Raw genomic sequence first — 18,183 nt, 5'->3', positions numbered from 1 at the left:
CTCTTGCGATCATCCCACCACCCACGCGGAACCGGCACCCCATGAACGACCCACGCTGGGATCGACTGCTGCTCAACGCCACCCTCGCCACGTTCACGGGCGACGCGCCCTACGGCCTGATCGAGCGCGGCGCGATCGCGCTGCATCACGGCCGCATCGCCTGGGTCGGTCGGCAGGACGAGCTGCCGGATGCACCGGATGCCCTCGCCGCCACGGTGGAATCGCTGGACGGCGCGCTGGTCACGCCGGGATTGATCGACTGCCACACCCATCTGGTGTTCGGCGGCAACCGTGCGCACGAGTTCGAGCTGCGCCTGAACGGCGCCAGCTACGAGGACATCGCCCGCGCCGGCGGCGGCATCGCCTCCAGCGTCGAGGCCACTCGCGCCGCCAGCGAGCAGCAGCTGTTCGAGCAATCGCTGCCGCGCGCCCGTGCGCTGCTGGCCGATGGCGTGACCACGCTGGAGATCAAGTCCGGCTACGGGCTGGAGCTGGACAGCGAACGCCGCATGCTGCGCGTGGCGCGCCGTCTCGGCCGCGAACTGAGCATCACGGTCCGCACCAGCTTCCTGGGCCTGCACGCGCTGCCGCCGGAATACAAGGACCGGCGGGACGAATACGTGGCGCTGGTCTGCGACGACATGCTGCCCACGCTCGCCGCCGAGGGCCTGGTCGACGCGGTCGACGCGTTCTGCGAAGGCATCGGCTTCAGCCGCGAGGAGACCCGCCGCGTGTTCGAGCGCGCAAGGCAGCTTGGCCTGCCGGTGAAGCTGCACGCGGAGCAGTTGTCCGATCTGGGCGGCGCCGCACTGGTCGCCGAGTACGGCGGCTTGTCGGCCGATCACCTGGAGCACCTGAGCGAGGCCGGCATCGCGGCGATGGCGCAGGCCGGCACCGTCGCGGTGCTGCTGCCCGGCGCGTTCTACGCGCTGCGCGAAACGCAACTGCCGCCGGTCGCGGCACTGCGCGAACAGCGCGTGCCGATCGCGATCGCCACCGACTGCAACCCCGGCACCTCGCCGCTGCTGTCGCTGCGGCTGGCCGCCGGCATGGCCTGCACGCTGTTCCGGCTCAGCCCGGAAGAAGCGCTGCGCGGGGTCACCGTCAACGCGGCCCGCGCGCTGGGACAGCGCGATCGCGGCACGCTCGCCGCGGGCCAGCGCGCCGATCTGGTGGTGTGGAACGCGCGCAAGCCCGCCGAACTGTGCTACTGGATCGGCGGCGGCCTGGCGCGTCGGGTCTACGTGGCCGGCGAACCCGTTTCGCGGCGCAAACCGCCCAACCGTTCGACCAGCGCCGCGTAGAACGCGTCCGGCAGCTGCGCCTGCACCGGCACCCGCCACCAGTTCGGCCGGGCGAAGCGGCGGCACTTGACCGCATCCTTGTCGGTCATCAGCAGCGGCAAGCCGTCGCCGAATTCCAGCTCGGTCGCGACGAAATCGTGATGGTCGGCGAACGCATGCTCGATCGGTTCGATGCCGTACCCGCGCAGGCTGTCGAAGAAGCGCCGCGGGTTGCCGATCGCGGCCACCGCGTGCACGCGCTGGCCGGCAAAGTTCGCCAGCGCCTGCATGCGGCCGCCATCCAGCGCCACCGCCTCGCCGCCGCGCAGCTGCATCGGATACTCGCCGGCTTCGGCCGCACCGCCGTTGCACACGCGCAGGTCGACGCGGCGCAGCCGATCCAGCGGTTCGCGCAACGGCCCGGCCGGCAGCAGCCGCTGATTGCCGAAACGGCGCACGCCATCGATCACGCAGACCTCCACGTCACGCGCCAAGCGGTAGTGCTGCAAGCCGTCGTCGGCGATCAGCACGTCGCAGCCGGCATCCAGCAGCAGCCGCGCCGCCGCCGGGCGGTCGCGCCCGACCGCCGCCGGCACGCCGCCGGCACGGATCAGGCAGGGCTCGTCGCCGACCTGCGCCGGCTCAGGCGCGTCGCCGAGCAGCAGCGGTTCGCGCTGGCGGCCGCCGTAGCCGCGGCTGACCACGCCGGGCCGGTAGCCGCGCTCACGCAAGGCCTCGGCCAGCGCGATGGTCAGCGGCGTCTTGCCGGTGCCGCCCGCCGTGATATTGCCGACCACCACCACTGGCACCGGCAGGCGCACGCTGCGCAACCAGCCGCGCCGGTAAAGCGCGCCGCGCAGGCTAACCGCGCCGCCGTACAGCGCCGCCAGCGGCGCCGTCCACCACGGTGCGTGACCGCTGCCGTACCAAGCCGATTCGAGCGTGTCGATCAGCGCCACGGGCGTCCTCAATCGCTGCCGAGGTTCACGGCATGGTCGTGGAACTGCATCCGGTGCAGCGCGGCGTACTGGCCGTTCAGCGCAATCAGCTCGGCGTGGGTGCCGCGCTCGATGATGCGGCCCTGCTCCATCACCGCGATCTGGTCGGCACCCTCGATGGTGGACAGGCGATGCGCGATCACCAGCGTGGTGCGGTCGCGCATCAGGCGCTGCAGCGCCTGCTGGATCAGCTGCTCGGACTCGGTGTCGAGCGCGCTGGTGGCCTCGTCCAGCACCAGGATCGGCGCGTTCTTCAGGATCGCGCGGGCAATCGCGATGCGCTGGCGCTGGCCGCCGGAAAGCGTGTTGCCGCTCTGCCCGATCGGCGTGTGGATACCCTGCGGCAGGCGCGCGATGAACTCCATCGCGTTGGCCGCCTCGGCGGCGGCGACGATGTCCGCCTCGCCGGCGCCGGCCAGTTCGCCGTAGGCGATGTTGTTGGCCACGGTGTCGTCGAACAGCACCACGCTTTGCCCGACCCAGGCGATCTGCCGGCGCAGCGAGGTCAGCGTGTAGTTCCGGTAGTCCTCGCTGTCCAGCACGATGCGCCCGCCACTGGGCTCGTAGAAGCGCGGCAGCAGGCTGGCCAGGCTGCTCTTGCCGCTGCCGGAACGGCCGACCAGGGCGGTCACCGTGCCGGGCGAGCAATGCAGGTCGACGCCGCGCAGGGCCTCGAAGTCGTTGCGCGGGTAGGTCAGCCGCACGTCCTCGAAGCGCAGGTCGCCACGCGTGCGCGCCAGCTCGCGGGTGCCCTGGTCGATCTCCGGCGGCATGTCGATCACTTCGAACAGGTCGGTGGCCGCGGACAGGCCGCGCTGGATGTTCGCCTGCACCGTGGTGAGCCGTTTCAGCGACGGCATCATGGTGCCCATTGCAGTCAGCACCGCCACGAACACGCCCGGCGAGATGTTGTCGATCACCCCCGGCCGCGTGCCCAGGTAGACCAGCGCGGCGAGCGCACATGCCGCCACCGTCTGGATCGCCGTGCTGGAGAGAGCGTTGGTGGCCGCGATCTTCAGGTTGAACCGCTTGGTGCGCTGCGTGACCACGTCGAAGCGATCCGACTCGTGCCGCTGGCCGCCGTAGATGCGCACCTCGCGATGCGCGCCCACCGATTCCTCCACGGTGCCGGTGACCGAGCCCATGCTGCCCTGGATGCGCCAGCTGATCTGCCGGTAGCGCCGGCTGACCACGGTGGCGATCAGCGCGATCGCCGGCACCATCACCAGCAGGGCCAGGGTCAGGTAGGCGCTGTAGTACAGCATCACGTACAGGCAGCCGATCACGGTGACGCCTTCGGTCACCACGATCTTCACCGCATCGGTGGAGGCCGAGGCCACCTGTTCGCTGGTGTAGGTGATGCGCGACACCTGGTGGCCCGAGGCCTCGGCGCCGAAGAACGTCGCCGGCAGGCGCAGGTAGGCGCCGAACACGTCATGCTGCATCACCTGCACCACGTTGCGCCCGATGTAGGACACGCCGTAGCTGCTGACGAAGGTGCCGACGCCGCGCACCGCGAAGATCGCGATGATCCAGATCGGCATCCAGAAGATCAGGTACGGATCCTTCTGGGCGAACAGCTTGTCGATCAGCGGCTGCAGCAGCTTGGTGAACACCACCAGGCCGCCGCCGTCCACCGCCATGCCGGCCAGGGTGACCAGCCCGATCAACCAGTAGCGACCGGTATAGCCCAGCAGGCGCCGGTAGATGCGCAGGCTTTCGGCATCCCATACACCGGTCCCGCCGGTGCTCACTGGCTGCTACCCGGCTTGGTTGGCGTGGTGGCGATCGACAGCCGGGTGAAGCCGAGCTGGCCCAGCGCATCCATCGCGGTGACCACATTCTGGTTCGGCGTCAGCGCGTCGGCGCGGATCGTCACCTGGCGTGCGCGATCGTCACCTGCATTGCGGGCGATGGTCTGCTTCAACGCCTCGATGCCTTCGCCCATCACCTCGTCGCTGCCGACGTAGAAACGGCCGTCGCGGTCGATCATGATGGTCAGCGCCGGCGTATCCATGTCGCGGTCCTGCGTGCTCGCCTGCGGCAAGGTCACCTGCAGGCGGGAGTGCTGGATGAACGTGCTGGTCAGCACGAAGAACATCAGCAGGGTCAGCAGCACGTCGATCAACGGGATCACGTTGATCTCGAAGTCGTCGCCGCGGCGGTCGTTGCCGATACGCATCGGTGCGCCTCAGCCCGCGCTCGGCGCGGTCGGCGCCGGTGCTCGCCGCGGCCGCACCGGTACCCCTGCGGCGGGCGTCAGGGTCAGGTCATCGAGCAGCGCCGTCGCCTGCTTCTCCATCTCCACGCGGTAGCCGGCTATGCGCGAGCGGAAATAGCGGTGCAGCACGTAGGCAGGAATCGCCACGGTCAGGCCCGAGGCAGTGCAGATCAGCGCCTCACCGATGCCGCCGGCCATCCTGGCCGGATCGCCGATGCCGCCGGCCATCACCTCCATGAACATGCGGATCAGGCCGATCACGGTGCCGAACAGACCCAGCAGCGGGCCGATCAGCGCGATCGTGCCGAGCGTGTTGAGGTAGCGCTCCATGCGGTGGACGACGTGGCGGCCGGTATCCTCGATGCGCTCCTTGATCAGCTCGCGCGGCTGCCGGCGCACCACCAGCGCCGAGGCCAGCAGTTCGCCAAGCGGCGAGCCGTTGGCCAGTGCCTCCAGATGGCCCGGATCGAGCTGACCGGAGCGCGCCCACTGGCGCACTTCCTCGCCCAGCCCGGGCGGCAGCACCGACCTGCGACGCAACGTCCAGCAACGCTCCAGCACGATCGCCAGGGCAATCGCCGAGCAGATCAGGATGGGCACCATCGCCCAGCCGCCAGCCATCAGAATTTCCAGCACTTTTCGACCCCGACGCATGACCTGACAGGAAGCGCGCATGATAGCAGTCTCGCCCCGATGTACTGCGGCATGCGTGGCATTCCCCGCCGGCCCGCTCACTCGCGCCAGTAACGCGCCTGCCGCTGGCGCCAGCCCGGTTCGCGCCGCGGCGGCGCGTCGGCGGGGAAATCCAGCGCCATCGCACCCTGCCCGGCGGTATCGAACACCGGCACGCGGGCCGCGGCGTAGCGCGCCAGCACCTCTGGCCGGGGGTGGCCGAAACGGTTGCGCCAGCCCGCCGACACCAGCGCCAGCCGTGGCCGCACGGCGGCGATGAAGGCGGCGCCGGACGAGGTCCGGCTGCCGTGGTGCGGCACCAGCAGCACCGGCGCCGGGCCGGGGCCGAGTGCCGCCGCCACCAGCGGTTCCGCCGCGGAGCTGATGTCGCCGGGCAGCAGCAGGCGCCCGCCGCGGCCCTCGACCAGCAGCACGCAGGAGCTGTCGTTGTCGCGGTCGCCCGCGCCGCGGGGTGGGTTCAGCACGCGAAAACGCACGCCATCCCATTGCCATGCCTGACCCGCCACGCACTGCCGCATCGGCACTCGCACCCGCGACGGCTCGCCGGCGTAGCGCTGCGCCTGCGGAAACGCGTTCGCCACCGCTTCGGCGCCGCCGGCATGATCATTGTCGCCATGGCTGATCACCAGCATGTCCAGGTGGTCGATGCCCAGTGCATGCATCGACGGCAACACCACCGCTTCGCCCACATCGAAACCGGACGGATAGCGCGCGCCGGCGTCATACACCAGCGCGTGGTCGCGGGTGCGCAGCAGCACCGACAAGCCCTGCCCCACGTCGAGCACCCATACCTGGAAGGCCCCCTCCACCGGCCGCGGCAACGGCGGCCACAGCAGCGGCAGGAACAGCAGCAGGCCGAGCCCGCGCAGCGGCACGCCGCGCGGCAGGAACAGCCACAGTGCGCCGAGCACGGCCAGCAGCAGCGCAGGCGCCTGCACCGCGGGCAGGTACCAGTGCGCGCCGGGCCACGTCGCCATCTGTTCCAGCAGCCACCATTGCGCATGTGCGATCCGCGCGGCCAGCCACAGCACCGGCGCAGCCAGCGGCGGGCACAGGCCCAGCAGCAGCATGCCGAGCAAGGCGCATGGCACGATCACGAAGCTGACCACGGGCACCGCGATCAGGTTCGACAACGCGCCCACCAGCGAAGCCTGGCCGAAGAACCACAAGGTCAGCGGCAGCAACGCCACCGTCATCAGCAGCTGCCCGGCCGACAGCTCGTGCAGGAACGCGCGCACGCCGCGGCCACGCGACTGCAGGCACAGCATCAGGAACGCCACACCGACGAACGACAGCCAGAACCCCGCCGCCAGCACCGCCAGCGGATCGGCCAGCAGGATCGCGATCAGCGCCAGCGCCAGCGATTGCGCACCACTGCTGCCGCGACGGCTGCAGCGCGCCAGCGCCACCACCGCGATCATCAGCAGGGTGCGCACCGTGGGCAGGCCGAAACCGGCCAGCGCGCTGTACATCGCGGCCACCAGCAGTGCCGCCGCGGCCTGCGCCTGCGGCCGCGGCAACCACAGTCCCAGCCGCGGCCACAGCGCGTAGACCAGCCATGCCAGCCACACACCGAACACCGCCGCCACGCCGACGTGGAAGCCGGAGATCGCGATCAGGTGCGAGACCCCGTTCGCACGCGCCACCGCCCAGTCGCGCTGCTGCAACCCGCGCGTGTCGCCGACCGTGAACGCCTGCAGCAAGGCCGCGTCATGTCGGTCGTGCACGCGTACCGCGATGCCGCGGGCCACTGCATCGCGCACCCCGTCGACGCACCAGGGCGTGCCGGCCAGTGGCGCGTTGTCGGCAACGTCGCGCACGTAACCGGTGGCGACGATACCCCGCTGCAGCGCCGAGCGTTCGCTGTCGGCGCCGCCGGGATCGAGCAGCCCGCGCGGCCGCCTCAGGCGCAGCGACAGCCGCCAGCGTGAACACGGCCGCAGCGGCGGCGCATCCTCGTACCAGGCCACCGTGATGCGCCCGTGCAACGCGATCGGCTGGCCGTCCAGCGTGACCTGTTCCGCCTGCAGCGTGAAGCGGCTGGCATCCGGCTGCGCCAGCGGCAGGTCGGCGATCGTGCCGACGACGACGAAATCGCGCCCTTCCAGCACCCGCGGCAGCCGCGCGTCCATCGCCACGCCGCCGCGCCACGCCGCCCACGCGATGCCGAACAGCAACCAGGCCAGCCAGCGCCAGCGCGGGCAACGCCAGGCCAGCCACGCGGCCGCCAGCAGCACCAGGACCAGGCTCCAGTAAGGCGGCAACTGCGGCAGCCACTGCACCAGCAGCACGCCGCCGAGCAAGGCCGACGCCGCCGTGATCGCCCCGAGTCGCGCCATGTCGCGTGCCTCATTCCATCCTGGAAGAGTCCGAGCCTAGCGCGGTGGCGGCAGCGACGAAGATGAAAAGCGTGTAGGCGCCCGCCTGAAAGCACGAAGTCGGCCCTCTTCCCGGTGCCACGGGGAAACAAGCCAGAGCGTCAGGCTTTCGGGCTTTCCTGCAGCACGCCGTTGTGCAGCACCAGGGTGCGGTCCATCTTCGCCGCCAGCTGCGGATCGTGGGTGACCAGCACGAAGCTGGTGCCGATCTCGCGGTTGAGCTCCAGCATCAGCGCGTAGACCTGCGCAGCATTGCCTTCGTCGAGGTTGCCGGTGGGCTCGTCGCCGAGCACGCAAGCCGGACGGGTCACCAGCGCGCGCGCCACCGCGCAGCGCTGGCGTTCGCCGCCGGACAGCTCGGACGGCTTGTGCTGCGTGCGCCCGCCCAGGCCGACCCGTTCCAGCAAGGCCATGGCCTGCTTCTGCGCCTCGGCGATCGCGGTGCCGCGGATCAGCAGCGGCATGCACACATTCTCCAGCGCGGTGAACTCGGGCAGCAGGTGGTGGAACTGGTAGATGAAGCCGAGCGAGCGGTTGCGCACGCGGCCGCGCTCGGCGTCGGACAGCTTCGACAGCACGCGGCCGTCCACTTCCACCTCGCCGGCGGTCAGCGTGTCGAGTCCGCCGATGATGTGCAGCAGGGTGCTCTTGCCCGAGCCGGAGGCGCCGACGATCGCCATCGTCTCGCCGCGCTTCAGGGTGAAGCTGACGTCGCTCAGCACCTCGGTGCGCAGGCCGCCCTCGTCGTAGGTCTTGGCGACGTGGCTGGCACGCAGCACGTTTTCGGTCGTGGAATTCATGGCGGCCTTATTCATAGCGCAACGCCTGCGCCGGCTGCGTGCGCGAGGCGCGCCACGCGGGGTAGAGGGTGGCCAGCAGCGAGAACGCGAAGGTGAGCAGCGCGGTCCAGCCCACGTCCTGCCAGTCGAGCCGGCTCGGCACCTCGCTGATGTAGTAGACGTCCGGCGACAGGAAGGTGACGTGGAAGGTGTGCTCGATCCACTTGATGATGCCCGGCAGCTTCCACGACAGCAGCGAGCCGAAGCCCACGCCGAAGCCGATGCCGACGAAGCCCACCAGCACGCCCTGCACCATGAACATGCCCATGATGCTGCGCGGGGTGGCGCCGAGCGTGCGCAGGATCGCGATGTCGGCCTGCTTGTCGGTGACCAGCATCATCAGCATCGAGATCAGGTTGATCACCGCGACCAGGATGATCAGCGACAGGATGATGAACATCACCATCTTTTCCATCGACAGCGCGGCGAACAGGTTCGCGTTGGTGTCCATCCAGGTCTGCACCCGGTAGACCTGGCCCAACTGGTCGGCCAGCTCGCGCGCGACCGGACGGGCGTTGAACAGGTCGTCGAGCTTCAGGCGGATGCCGGTCGGGCCGCTGAGGTCGTTGAGCTTCTCGGCGTCGCTCATGTTGACCAGGGCCAGGCCGGAGTCGAACTGCTCCATGCCCAGCTCGAACGTGCCCACCACGTGGAAGCTGCGCATCCGCGGCACGCTGCCCATCGGCGTGGCGCGCAGCTGCTGCACGACCATGGTGATGCGGTCGCCGACGGTAACGCCGAGCGTCATCGCCAGCTCGCGGCCCAGCACGATGTTCCAGCTGCCCGGGGTCAGCTCGGCGAGCTTTCCCTCCAGCATGTGCTTGTCGATGTCGACGACCCTCGGTTCCTGCGCCGGCTCGACGCCGCGCACCAGCGCGCCGCTGGAGCGACGGGCATTCAGATAGGCCTCGGTCTCCACGTACGGCGCGGCGCCCAGCACGTGCGGGTTGGCCTCGGCGATCTGCAATGCACGCGGCCAGTCCTGCACGCTCTCGCCGATGCCGGACACGGTGGCGTGCGAGATCGCGCCGAGGATGCGCGAGCGCATCTGGTAGTCGAAGCCGTTCATCACCGACATCACCGTGATCAGCGCGACCACGCTGATCGCGATGCACACGATCGACACGGTGGAGATGAAGGAGATGAACTGGTTGCGCCGCTTGGCGCGGGTGTAGCGCAGGCCGATGAAGAGTTCGAGCGGTCGGAACATGGGCGGGTCGCTTGTGGGAATCGCAGGGCGGGCCGCCCGGTCGCCCATTATCGGGCATTCGCTCGGACCGCGCTGCAGCGTCGAAGTTGCCGCCACGCTCAAAGGTGCGGCACGGCCTCGTCGGGCTGCATGGCCGCCAGCCGCATGCGCAGGCGCCGGCGGATGTCCGCATCGCTGTTGTCCGGCGCCAGCAGCAGCATCTGCACGCCCTGCTCCGCCGTATGCAGGCGCAGCAGCACGAACACGCCGAGCACGCGGAACGAGGCCAGCGTGGCTGGCATGTCCTGGTGATCGGCCAGGTGCAGCGTCCAGGCATCGTCGGCGCTCCAGCCGGCCGCCGTGACCGGGGCGGCGGCCAGGCGTCGAAGCGTGTGCCAGGTCGCCATTGCCACGGCTGCCGCCAGCAGCAGCTTCAGCCATGCGGGCAGCGCGCTCAACGCCACGGCGAGCCACGCCAGGGCGGCAACCAGTACCAGGGCTTGCCGCAGCCGTCGCGACGGCCGGTACTCAAAGCCGATGGCGGGCGCGGATGTCATCGACGATCGCCTGCCAGTCTGCCCGCTCGGGGCGCGCGTGACCCATCACCCAGTCCCACAGGTCCGGGTCCTGCACGTCGAGCAGTTGGTCGAAGGCCTGGCGTCGCGCCTCGTCCGCATCGGCGAAACATTCGTCCAGCCAGCCGCCGAACAGCGCGTCCAGTTCGCGCGTGCCGCGGCGGGTGCGCCAGCGCAGACGCTTGATGCGTGCTTCATCCATCACGAGGCTCGGTCGTTGTCCATGAAGGCGGAGTGTAGCCGTTGCACCGGAACGCTACAGGCCGCGCATGGCGGCCTGTAGCGTACGAAACCCGGTAGCGCGCTCAGGCCGAGCGCCGCTCCACCATCAGCTTCTTGATCTCCGCGATCGCCTTGGCCGGGTTCAGGCCTTTCGGGCAGGTGCGCGTGCAGTTCATGATGGTGTGGCAGCGGTACAGCTTGAACGGGTCTTCCAGATCATCCAGGCGCTCGCCGGTGGTTTCATCGCGCGAGTCGACGATCCAGCGGTAGGCCTGCAGCAGGATCGCCGGGCCGAGGTACTTGTCGCCGTTCCACCAGTAGCTGGGGCAGCTGGTGGAGCAGCAGGCGCACAGGATGCATTCGTACAGGCCGTCGAGCTTCTTGCGGTCTTCCGGCGACTGCAGGCGCTCCTTGTCGGGCACCGCGCTCTGCGTGCGGACCCACGGCTTGATCGATGCGTACTGGGCGTAGAAATGGGTGAGGTCGGGCACCAGGTCCTTCACCACCGGCATGTGCGGCAACGGGTAGATCTTCACGTCGCCGGCGGCGACGCTGTCGATCGCGCAGATGCAGGCCAACGTGTTGGTGCCGTCGATGTTCATGGCGCACGAGCCGCAGATGCCTTCGCGGCAGGAGCGACGCAGCGTGAGCGTGGGGTCGATCTCGTTCTTGATCTTCAGCAGCGCGTCCAGAACCATCGGGCCGCAGGCGGCCAGGTCGACCTCGTAGGTGTCGATGCGCGGGTTCTGGTCGTCGTCCGGACTCCAGCGATAGATCCGGAAGGTACGCGGCTTCTTCGCGTTCTTCGCCGGGTAGTGCTTGCCCGGCTGGATCTTGGAGTTTTTCGGCAGTGAGAATTCAGCCATTGGTATGCATCCGCAGTAGACAGAAAGGACCGGGACGGATCAGGTTCGCACGCAACACGATGCCCTGTTCCCCATTCCCCACTCCCGCACTCAATACACGCGCTTCTTCGGCGGCACCACTTCGACCTCGTCGGAGAGGGTGAACATGTGCACCGGGCGATAGTCGAAGCTGGTCTTGCCGTTCTCGTCCACCTTGACCAGGGTGTGCTTCATCCATTCGGCGTCGTTGCGCTCGGGGAAGTCCTCGCGCGCATGGGCGCCGCGGCTCTCCGGGCGCTGCTCGGCCGAGTGCATGGTGCCCACCGCCTGGTCGAGCAGGTTGGCCAGCTCCAGCGTCTCGATCAGGTCGGAGTTCCACACCAGCGAGCGGTCGGTGACCTTCACCTGCTTGAACGAGTCGCGCACCTTGTCGATCTTGGTGCAGCCTTCCTTCAGCGTCTCGCCGGTGCGGAACACCGCGGCGTCGGCCTGCATGGTGCGCTGCATGTCGAGGCGGATCTGCGCCGTCGGCAATTCGCCGCCGGCGTGGCGCAGGCCGTCGAAACGGGCCAGCGCCTTGTCCAGTGCGCTGGCCGGCAGATCCTTGTGCGCGGCGCCGGGCTGGATGAGCTCGGCGCAGCGGTGCGCCACCGCGCGACCGAATACCACCAGATCGAGCAGCGAGTTGGAGCCCAGGCGGTTGCCGCCGTGCACCGACACGCAGGCCGCTTCGCCGATGGCGAACAGGCCCGGTACCACGGCGTCGACGTCGTCGCCCTTCTTCTGCACCACTTCGCCGTGGTAGTTGGTGGGGATGCCGCCCATGTTGTAGTGCACGGTGGGCAGGATCGGGATCGGCTCCTTGGTCACGTCCACGCCGGCGAAGATGCGCGCCGACTCGGCGATGCCCGGCAGGCGCTCGTGGATAACTTCCGGACCGAGATGCATGAGGTTGAGGAAGGCATGGTCCTGGTGCTCGCCCACGCCGCGGCCTTCGCGGATCTCGATGGTGATGGCGCGGCTGACCACGTCGCGCGAGGCCAGGTCCTTCGCGCTGGGCGCATAGCGCTCCATGAAGCGCTCGCCCTTGGAATTGGTGAGGTAGCCGCCCTCGCCGCGCACGCCCTCGGTGATCAGGCAGCCGGCGCCGTAGATGCCGGTGGGGTGGAACTGCACGAACTCCAGATCCTGCAGCGCCAAGCCCGCGCGCAACACCATGCCGCCGCCGTCGCCGGTGCAGGTATGTGCGGAAGTGGCGCTGAAGTAGGCACGGCCGTAACCCCCGGTAGCCAGCACCACCGCCTGGCCGCGGAAGACGTGCAGCGTGCCCTCGTTCATGTCCAGCGCCAGCACGCCGCGGCAGACGCCTTCCTCGTCGAAGATCAGGTCGGTGGCGAAATACTCGACGAAGAAGGTGGCGTCGTGCGCCAGCGCCTGCTGGTACAGCGTGTGCAGGATCGCGTGGCCGGTGCGGTCGGCGGCGGCGCAGGTGCGCTGCGCGGTGCCCTTGCCGTAGTGCGTGGTCATGCCGCCGAACGGGCGCTGATAGATGTGGCCGTCCTCGGTACGCGAGAACGGCACGCCGTAGTGCTCCAGCTCGATCACCGACTGCGGCGCGTTCTTGCACATGTACTCGATCGCGTCCTGATCGCCCAGCCAGTCGCCACCCTTCACCGTGTCATAGAAGTGGAAGCGCCAGTCGTCCTCGCCCATGTTGCCAAGCGCGGCGGCGATGCCGCCTTGCGCCGCCACGGTATGCGAACGGGTGGGAAACACCTTGGTGACGCAGGCCGCCTTGAGGCCCTTCTCGGCGAGGCCGAAGGTGGCACGCAGGCCGGCGCCGCCGGCGCCGACCACCACCACGTCGTACTTGTGCTGCTGGATCTTGTAGCTTTCCACGGTCTCAGACTCCCAATGCGATGCGCAGCACGGCCAGCACGCCCGCGAGCGCGCCCAGCACCGCGAAGAACTTGATCGCCACCAGCAGCACCACTTCCTTCCAGCGGGTGTGCACGTAATCCTCGATCACCACCTGCAAGCCAAGCACGGCGTGCCAGAACGCGGTGACCACGAACAGCATCAGCAGCAGCGCATTCCACGGCCTGGCCACCATGGCCTTTGCCGTGGCGTAGTCGGCGTGCAGCAGGGAGAGCACGGTGACCACGAACCACAGACCGAGCGCGATCAATGCAGCGGCGGTGACGCGCTGCACCCACCAGTGGTCCACGCCATGCTGCGCCGAGCCCAGGCCACGCGCATGCTTCATCGGGTGGCGCAGCTGGCTGCGCACATCATCGGTACCCACGCGCAGGTTCATGCCGCACCTCCTTGAGCGAGCACGCAGGCCCAGATAATCACCGTGAGCACGAAGCTGCCGATCACCGACAGCCAGCTTGAACGCACGAACTGGGGAATCTTGTAACCCGCGCCGGTGTCCTGCACCAGGTGGCGGATGCCGTTGCACAGGTGATAGCCGAGCGCCCAGGTCCAGCCCACCAGCAGGATGAGGCCGATCGGGCTGCCGGTGCAGGTCTTGAATTGCTCGAAGGCCGCCTCGCCGGAGGCCAGCGCCAGAATCCCCCACACCACCAGCAGCGTGCCAACGGCCAGGGCGATGCCGGTGGCACGATGCAGGATGGAAGTCACCATCTGTATCTGCCACCTGTAAACCTGCAGGTGCGGGGAGAGCGGTCGTTGCTTGTCTGCCATGGCGGCTATCCTGTGTGGAATCGCTGGTGCCCATGCCGCACCTTCCCCTGTCCTGATGCGCGACGACGACGAGCGCCGCGCGGTCGTTCAGAAGTCGATACAGCGTCCGTTCTTTTCCCAATCGCCATAACGCGTGGGATCGGGAGCCGGCTTCTCCCCCGATACCTTGTCCACCGCCGGCCTGACAGGCACGACAGTCGTTTCCGCCGGAACGGAAACGGGTGTGGATTCGGCTGGAGAGGAGGTAGTGGACATGGTTTTTTGTAAGCCGCCAAAGGTTAATACTTGCGGCAATGCAGTACAACCATGCATCACGCACCGGTGTACTCGCATCGCGCGCCGTCACTTGTGTCTCGCGCCATGCACCCCCAACTCCAGCAGCCTCATGCCGACACACCACTCCGCCGAAACCCTGCTGATCGAAGGCCCCGACGCGAGAGCTTTCGCGCACGCGCAGTTCAGCAGCCCCGTCAGCTCGCTCGCCATCGGCCAGTGGCAATTCAGCGCATGGCTCGATCCGCAGGGACGCGTGCGCGCACTGTTCCAACTGGCCCGACTCGCCGACGAGCGCTACCTGCTGCTGCTGCGCGGAGGCGACGCCGCGGCGATGGCCGATGCACTGCACCGCTTCGTGTTCCGTTCGAAACTCAGCGTGACGGCATGGCAGCCGCGCCGCCTCGCCACCGGCGCGGTGCTGCCGCTGCACGCGGTCGCCGACGACGGCGAGAACGTGTCGCTCGGCTGCGGCACGCACAGCCTTCGCCTCATCGCCACCGGCGCGGGCGACGACGCGTGGCGCCTGCCGCAGTTGCGCGCAGGCTGGCCGTGGCTGCCGGCATGCTTGCTGGGCGAATTGCTGCCGCCGGCCTTGTCGCTGCAGCGCCTGCATGCCGTCGCCATCGACAAGGGCTGCTACCCCGGCCAGGAAATCGTCGCACGGCTGCATTTCCGCGGCGGGCACAAGCGACATCTGCATCGCGTCACTTTGTCGCAAGCAGCGGTCGCCGGCGACACGCTGCGGCGAGATGGGTGCGAGGCTGGTTGCGTGCTCGATGTCGTCGGCACGGATGACGGCATCGAGGCACTCGTCGTGTTGAGCGATGACATCGCCGCAACGGTTGGCGCCGGGCATCCGCATGCATTCGACGACAACCTCGCGCTCGACATCATCGCGTCGTGGCCGGCGTGAGCGACGACCGGCGACGCAGATGAATTTCGCGTGCAATGCGCATCAAGGGATCGTGAGCGTCAACTGAACTTCGGCATCCCGGCACTTGCCAGCTACGAAATCCGCCACTAGGCTCCGCCGATCGAATATCGCGGCAGCCGGAACACGGGGTGCCGATACACGCGACGAACCGGAAGAATCCGAATCGGCGCGACCCGGCAGCAACAACGCCGGATGGAACACCGCCTCGCAGCCAACGAGTGCGTAGTAGTCGAAGGCAACACGGCCGACGCGGCCGCGCAACGCCCGACGACAGCCAAATCCCCCGACCGGCCTGAACCGCCGTTCGACCCGCCACAATCCCGTGGCAAAGCGTCTTGGCCACAAGTTTCGGCCACGACGATTGATCCAGGTGGAACGGCCTGCCCGCCCGTCCACCGCAACGGCGCTCGAAGCTGCAACTGCTTCGCGCGTACAGCACGTTGGAGGCAGAACCATGAAACTTTCCATGCTGTTGTGGCTGACGACCCTGATGCCGCAGCCCGTCGCTGACCAGGCTTGCCTGGCCACCACCGTCTACCTCGAAGCACGCAGCGAACCGACCAATGGTCAGCTCGCCGTGGCGGAAGTGGCGCTGCGTCGCCGCGACCGCGGGCGCTGGGGCGACACCGTCTGCAAGGTGGTGACCTCGCCCCACCAGTTCGCCACCACGACCACGCCCGGCTCGTTCGAAATCACCAACCTCGAAGCCTTCAACAAGGCATGGCAGATCGCCGGCATGTCGATCCGGAACTGGCAGCTGCCGGTGGCGCAGCGTCGCATGCTGGTGCCGCGCGCCGACCACTTCGCCACCACCGCGATCTCGCCCGCATGGTCGCGCAACCGCCCAAGCGTGACGATCGGCGAGCACGCGTTCTACGCAGTGAACTGACCGCTCATCGGCGACCAAACAAAAAGGCCCTCTTTCGAGGGCCTTTTCTGTTTTGGACGTCCAGACGTCCATATGTCATTACTCAACGCGCATAGACGTGATCGCCACGAACCTCGACGTAGTCGCCGCTGCGGACACCGGGGTTCTCGCGCTGGGTCACCGTGGCGTACTGGCCATTGTCCAGTCGAACCACGATGCGCCAGGCGACGTCGCTGCCGCTGTTGCGCTTGCCGATCTGGTTGCCAACGACGCCACCGGCGACCGCGCCGACCACGGTGGCGGCCTTGCGGCCGTCACCCTTGCCAACCTGGTTGCCGAGCACGCCACCGGCCACAGCGCCGATGATCGCGCCCAGCGTACCGCCGTTGCCGCTGCTGCCATCGATGTAGACCTGCTGCACCTCCTGCACCACGCCGCACGTCTGGCAGCGCACGCTGCGGTCGCCGTAACCGTTCTGTCCCTGATAACCGCGGTTGTAGGTGCCGTCGTTGCCGTACGGCGAGGTCGCGCAGCCGGCGAGGGCCAGTCCGGCGCTCATCGCGGCGGCCATGGCGAATTTGCTGGTCAGTGCATTCATGGGCTCGTTCCTTTTCCGGGGTTGCTTCAGTGGGCGTCGGACACCGCCGTCACGCCTTCCTGCACCTGCACCCGGTCGCCCGGGTCATGATCCATCCGCACCGTGCGGGTGACGCCGTTGTATTCGTAACGAACGTCGTAACCGACGATCTTGCTGCTGGTGTTGTTGACGGTTTCGCACTTGCGCTCCACCGTCGAGCTCACCTGGGCATGCTGCCGGCTGGCCTGGATGCGGTTGCCGGCATAGCCGCCACCGACCGCACCGGCCACCGTGGCCAGCGTCTTGCCCTTGCCGCCGCCGACCTGATTGCCGACCAGGCCGCCGACCACCGCGCCGATCGCGGTACCGGCGATGCGGTGCTCATCCTTCGGCGGCTCGGTATGCGTGACCGTCTCGTCATGGCAAACCTGCTTCGGATTGTTCACCGTCGAACGCACCGGGTCGACGCTGACCACCTTGGCGTACTTGACCCCGGCGTCCGCGCTGGTGCCCGCGTCGGCGGAGGCATTGGAAGCGCCGGCGTCCGCATTGCGGTTGCAGGCCGAGAGGCCAGTCGCGAGTACCGCCGCAATGGCGACATTGAGTACATTGGCTGTCAATCTGTTCATTACGATCCTCTCCTCTGTTTTTTGTTTGGCGGCATGGCGGGATGCCCCCGGCATCGCGCAATTACCTGCGTGGCCATTGAACCGTTGTTCAACTGAATCGCAGCTAGCTCACGCTCGTTACATTATCTTCACGCCACCGACGCAGGACTCTCTGCCAGTGCACGAAAAACGAACCCGGGTACCGCTCGTCGACAGCCACGTGCATCTCGACGACCAGGCGTTCGCTGGTGATCTCGAGGCGGTCATCGAACGCGCCCGCCAGAGCGGCGTCGACACGCTGGTCGTTCCTGCCGTCGATGCCCGGAGCTGGCTGGAAATCCGCCAGCTCTGCGCCCGTCATGCCGGGGTGCACCCCGCCTATGGGCTGCACCCGCTGTTCCTGTCGCAACATGCGCCGGAGCATGTCGACGCCCTGTCTTCCTGGCTGAACGAGAACCGTCCAGTGGCGGTCGGCGAGATCGGGCTGGACTTCCACCGGGACGACCTCGACCGGGAATTGCAGCGGCACTGCTTCTGGCGTCAGCTGCAGCTGGCCGGCGAGCACGACCTGCCGGTGATCGTGCATGCGCGCAGCGCGCTGGAGGAAGTCACCCTGACCTTGCGCCGCAACAGCAGGTTGCGCGGCGTGGTGCACAGCTTCTCCGGCAGCGAGCAGCAGGCGCGCCAGCTGTGGGATCTGGGTTTCCACCTCGGCATCGGCGGCCCGGTGACCTACGAACGCGCGCAGCGCCTGCGCCGGATCGTGGCGCAGATGCCGATCGAGTTCCTGTTGCTGGAAAGCGACGCGCCGGACCAGCCCGGCGCCGCCCATCGCGGCGAGCGCAACGAGCCGGCCCATGTCGTCGAAGTCCTGCGCTGCATCGCTGCGCTGCGCAACGCGCCGGAAGCGGACATCGCCGCCGCCACCAGCGCCAACGCCCGCCGCCTGTTCAGGCTCAACTGACGCC

The 18,183-nt window shown here is 68.4% G+C and carries 20 protein-coding genes; 4 read left to right on the top strand and 16 right to left on the bottom strand.

The window, feature by feature from the left end; genetic code table 11:
- The first annotated feature begins 41 nt into the window (after positions 1-41).
- Positions 42-1,304 (top strand): imidazolonepropionase, encoded by a 1,263-nt coding sequence (hutI, locus tag RHOOR92_RS0100640; protein WP_027484283.1) that lies wholly within the window; start codon positions 42-44, stop codon positions 1,302-1,304.
- Here the strand turns inward: hutI and lpxK are convergent.
- The 14 genes from lpxK to RHOOR92_RS19880 form a co-directional block, all read right to left on the bottom strand.
- A complete protein-coding gene (gene lpxK / locus RHOOR92_RS0100635; protein WP_027484282.1) occupies positions 1,241-2,242 on the bottom strand; it encodes a tetraacyldisaccharide 4'-kinase in 1,002 nt (333 codons plus the stop codon). The two genes, hutI and lpxK, sit on opposite strands and share 64 nt — an antisense overlap.
- 8 nt (positions 2,243-2,250) lie before the next feature.
- Positions 2,251-4,035: a lipid A export permease/ATP-binding protein MsbA gene (gene msbA, locus RHOOR92_RS0100630; RefSeq protein ID WP_027484281.1), complete on the bottom strand. Its 1,785-nt coding sequence runs from the start codon at positions 4,033-4,035 to the stop codon at positions 2,251-2,253.
- Positions 4,032-4,463: a biopolymer transporter ExbD gene (locus tag RHOOR92_RS0100625; RefSeq protein WP_007508927.1), complete on the bottom strand. Its 432-nt coding sequence runs from the start codon at positions 4,461-4,463 to the stop codon at positions 4,032-4,034. Before RHOOR92_RS0100625 ends, msbA begins: the two co-directional genes overlap by 4 nt.
- A 9-nt stretch (positions 4,464-4,472) precedes the next feature.
- Positions 4,473-5,123 carry a MotA/TolQ/ExbB proton channel family protein gene (locus tag RHOOR92_RS0100620; RefSeq protein ID WP_007508929.1) on the bottom strand — a complete coding sequence of 217 codons (651 nt, stop codon included), beginning with the start codon at positions 5,121-5,123 and terminating at the stop codon, positions 4,473-4,475.
- Between the two features lie 110 nt (positions 5,124-5,233).
- Positions 5,234-7,534: a DNA internalization-related competence protein ComEC/Rec2 gene (locus RHOOR92_RS0100615; RefSeq protein WP_007508930.1), complete on the bottom strand. Its 2,301-nt coding sequence runs from the start codon at positions 7,532-7,534 to the stop codon at positions 5,234-5,236.
- Positions 7,535-7,674: 140 nt separating this feature from the next.
- Entirely contained in the window at positions 7,675-8,373 is a 699-nt protein-coding gene (lolD, locus tag RHOOR92_RS0100610) for a lipoprotein-releasing ABC transporter ATP-binding protein LolD (RefSeq protein ID WP_027484278.1), read from the bottom strand.
- A gap of 7 nt (positions 8,374-8,380) precedes the next feature.
- A complete protein-coding gene (locus RHOOR92_RS0100605) occupies positions 8,381-9,622 on the bottom strand; it encodes a lipoprotein-releasing ABC transporter permease subunit (RefSeq protein ID WP_007508934.1) in 1,242 nt (413 codons plus the stop codon).
- Between the two features lie 98 nt (positions 9,623-9,720).
- A complete protein-coding gene (locus RHOOR92_RS0100600) occupies positions 9,721-10,158 on the bottom strand; it encodes a protein YgfX (RefSeq protein ID WP_007508937.1) in 438 nt (145 codons plus the stop codon).
- Complete coding sequence (locus tag RHOOR92_RS0100595) at positions 10,130-10,378, bottom strand: succinate dehydrogenase assembly factor 2 (protein WP_007508938.1); 249 nt, start codon at positions 10,376-10,378, stop codon at positions 10,130-10,132. Before RHOOR92_RS0100595 ends, RHOOR92_RS0100600 begins: the two co-directional genes overlap by 29 nt.
- Before the next feature lie 103 nt (positions 10,379-10,481).
- A complete protein-coding gene (locus RHOOR92_RS0100590; RefSeq protein ID WP_007508940.1) occupies positions 10,482-11,264 on the bottom strand; it encodes a succinate dehydrogenase iron-sulfur subunit in 783 nt (260 codons plus the stop codon).
- 90 nt (positions 11,265-11,354) lie between these two features.
- A complete protein-coding gene (gene sdhA / locus RHOOR92_RS0100585) occupies positions 11,355-13,142 on the bottom strand; it encodes a succinate dehydrogenase flavoprotein subunit (RefSeq protein ID WP_007508942.1) in 1,788 nt (595 codons plus the stop codon).
- 4 nt (positions 13,143-13,146) lie between these two features.
- Positions 13,147-13,560 carry a succinate dehydrogenase, hydrophobic membrane anchor protein gene (gene sdhD, locus RHOOR92_RS0100580; protein ID WP_027489300.1) on the bottom strand — a complete coding sequence of 138 codons (414 nt, stop codon included), beginning with the start codon at positions 13,558-13,560 and terminating at the stop codon, positions 13,147-13,149.
- The gene (sdhC, locus tag RHOOR92_RS0100575; RefSeq protein ID WP_027489299.1) at positions 13,557-13,952 is read right to left on the bottom strand and encodes a succinate dehydrogenase, cytochrome b556 subunit; all 396 of its coding nucleotides are present in this window, start codon (positions 13,950-13,952) and stop codon (positions 13,557-13,559) included. The genes sdhD and sdhC overlap by 4 nt, the downstream gene beginning before the upstream one ends.
- Before the next feature lie 87 nt (positions 13,953-14,039).
- On the bottom strand, positions 14,040-14,126 hold the full coding sequence (locus RHOOR92_RS19880; protein ID WP_231378305.1) for a DUF1674 domain-containing protein: 87 nt from the start codon (positions 14,124-14,126) through the stop codon (positions 14,040-14,042).
- Between RHOOR92_RS19880 and RHOOR92_RS0100570 the strand changes: the two genes are divergently transcribed.
- Together RHOOR92_RS0100570 and RHOOR92_RS0100565 are read left to right on the top strand one after the other, a co-directional pair.
- Positions 14,119-15,141, top strand: a complete 1,023-nt coding sequence (locus RHOOR92_RS0100570; RefSeq protein ID WP_231378271.1) for a folate-binding protein — start codon at positions 14,119-14,121, stop codon at positions 15,139-15,141. The two genes, RHOOR92_RS19880 and RHOOR92_RS0100570, sit on opposite strands and share 8 nt — an antisense overlap.
- Positions 15,142-15,616: 475 nt before the next feature.
- Positions 15,617-16,051: a cell wall hydrolase gene (locus tag RHOOR92_RS0100565; protein ID WP_015448071.1), complete on the top strand. Its 435-nt coding sequence runs from the start codon at positions 15,617-15,619 to the stop codon at positions 16,049-16,051.
- 82 nt (positions 16,052-16,133) lie between these two features.
- Here RHOOR92_RS0100565 and RHOOR92_RS0100560 read toward each other — a convergent pair whose 3' ends face one another.
- Both RHOOR92_RS0100560 and RHOOR92_RS0100555 read right to left on the bottom strand, forming a co-directional pair.
- A complete protein-coding gene (locus RHOOR92_RS0100560) occupies positions 16,134-16,628 on the bottom strand; it encodes a glycine zipper 2TM domain-containing protein (RefSeq protein WP_027489297.1) in 495 nt (164 codons plus the stop codon).
- Between the two features lie 26 nt (positions 16,629-16,654).
- Complete coding sequence (locus RHOOR92_RS0100555) at positions 16,655-17,236, bottom strand: glycine zipper 2TM domain-containing protein (protein ID WP_007508956.1); 582 nt, start codon at positions 17,234-17,236, stop codon at positions 16,655-16,657.
- Positions 17,237-17,393: 157 nt separating this feature from the next.
- Here RHOOR92_RS0100555 and RHOOR92_RS0100550 point away from each other — a divergent pair, with 157 nt between their 5' ends.
- Positions 17,394-18,179 carry a TatD family hydrolase gene (locus RHOOR92_RS0100550; RefSeq protein ID WP_027489296.1) on the top strand — a complete coding sequence of 262 codons (786 nt, stop codon included), beginning with the start codon at positions 17,394-17,396 and terminating at the stop codon, positions 18,177-18,179.
- Positions 18,180-18,183: the final 4 nt, after the last annotated feature.

The sequence above is a fragment of the Rhodanobacter sp. OR92 genome (assembly GCF_000427545.1).
Taxonomy (GTDB): domain Bacteria; phylum Pseudomonadota; class Gammaproteobacteria; order Xanthomonadales; family Rhodanobacteraceae; genus Rhodanobacter; species Rhodanobacter denitrificans.
The sequence above is the reverse complement of the archived record's forward strand: the minus strand, read 5'-3'. Positions and strand labels throughout refer to the sequence as shown.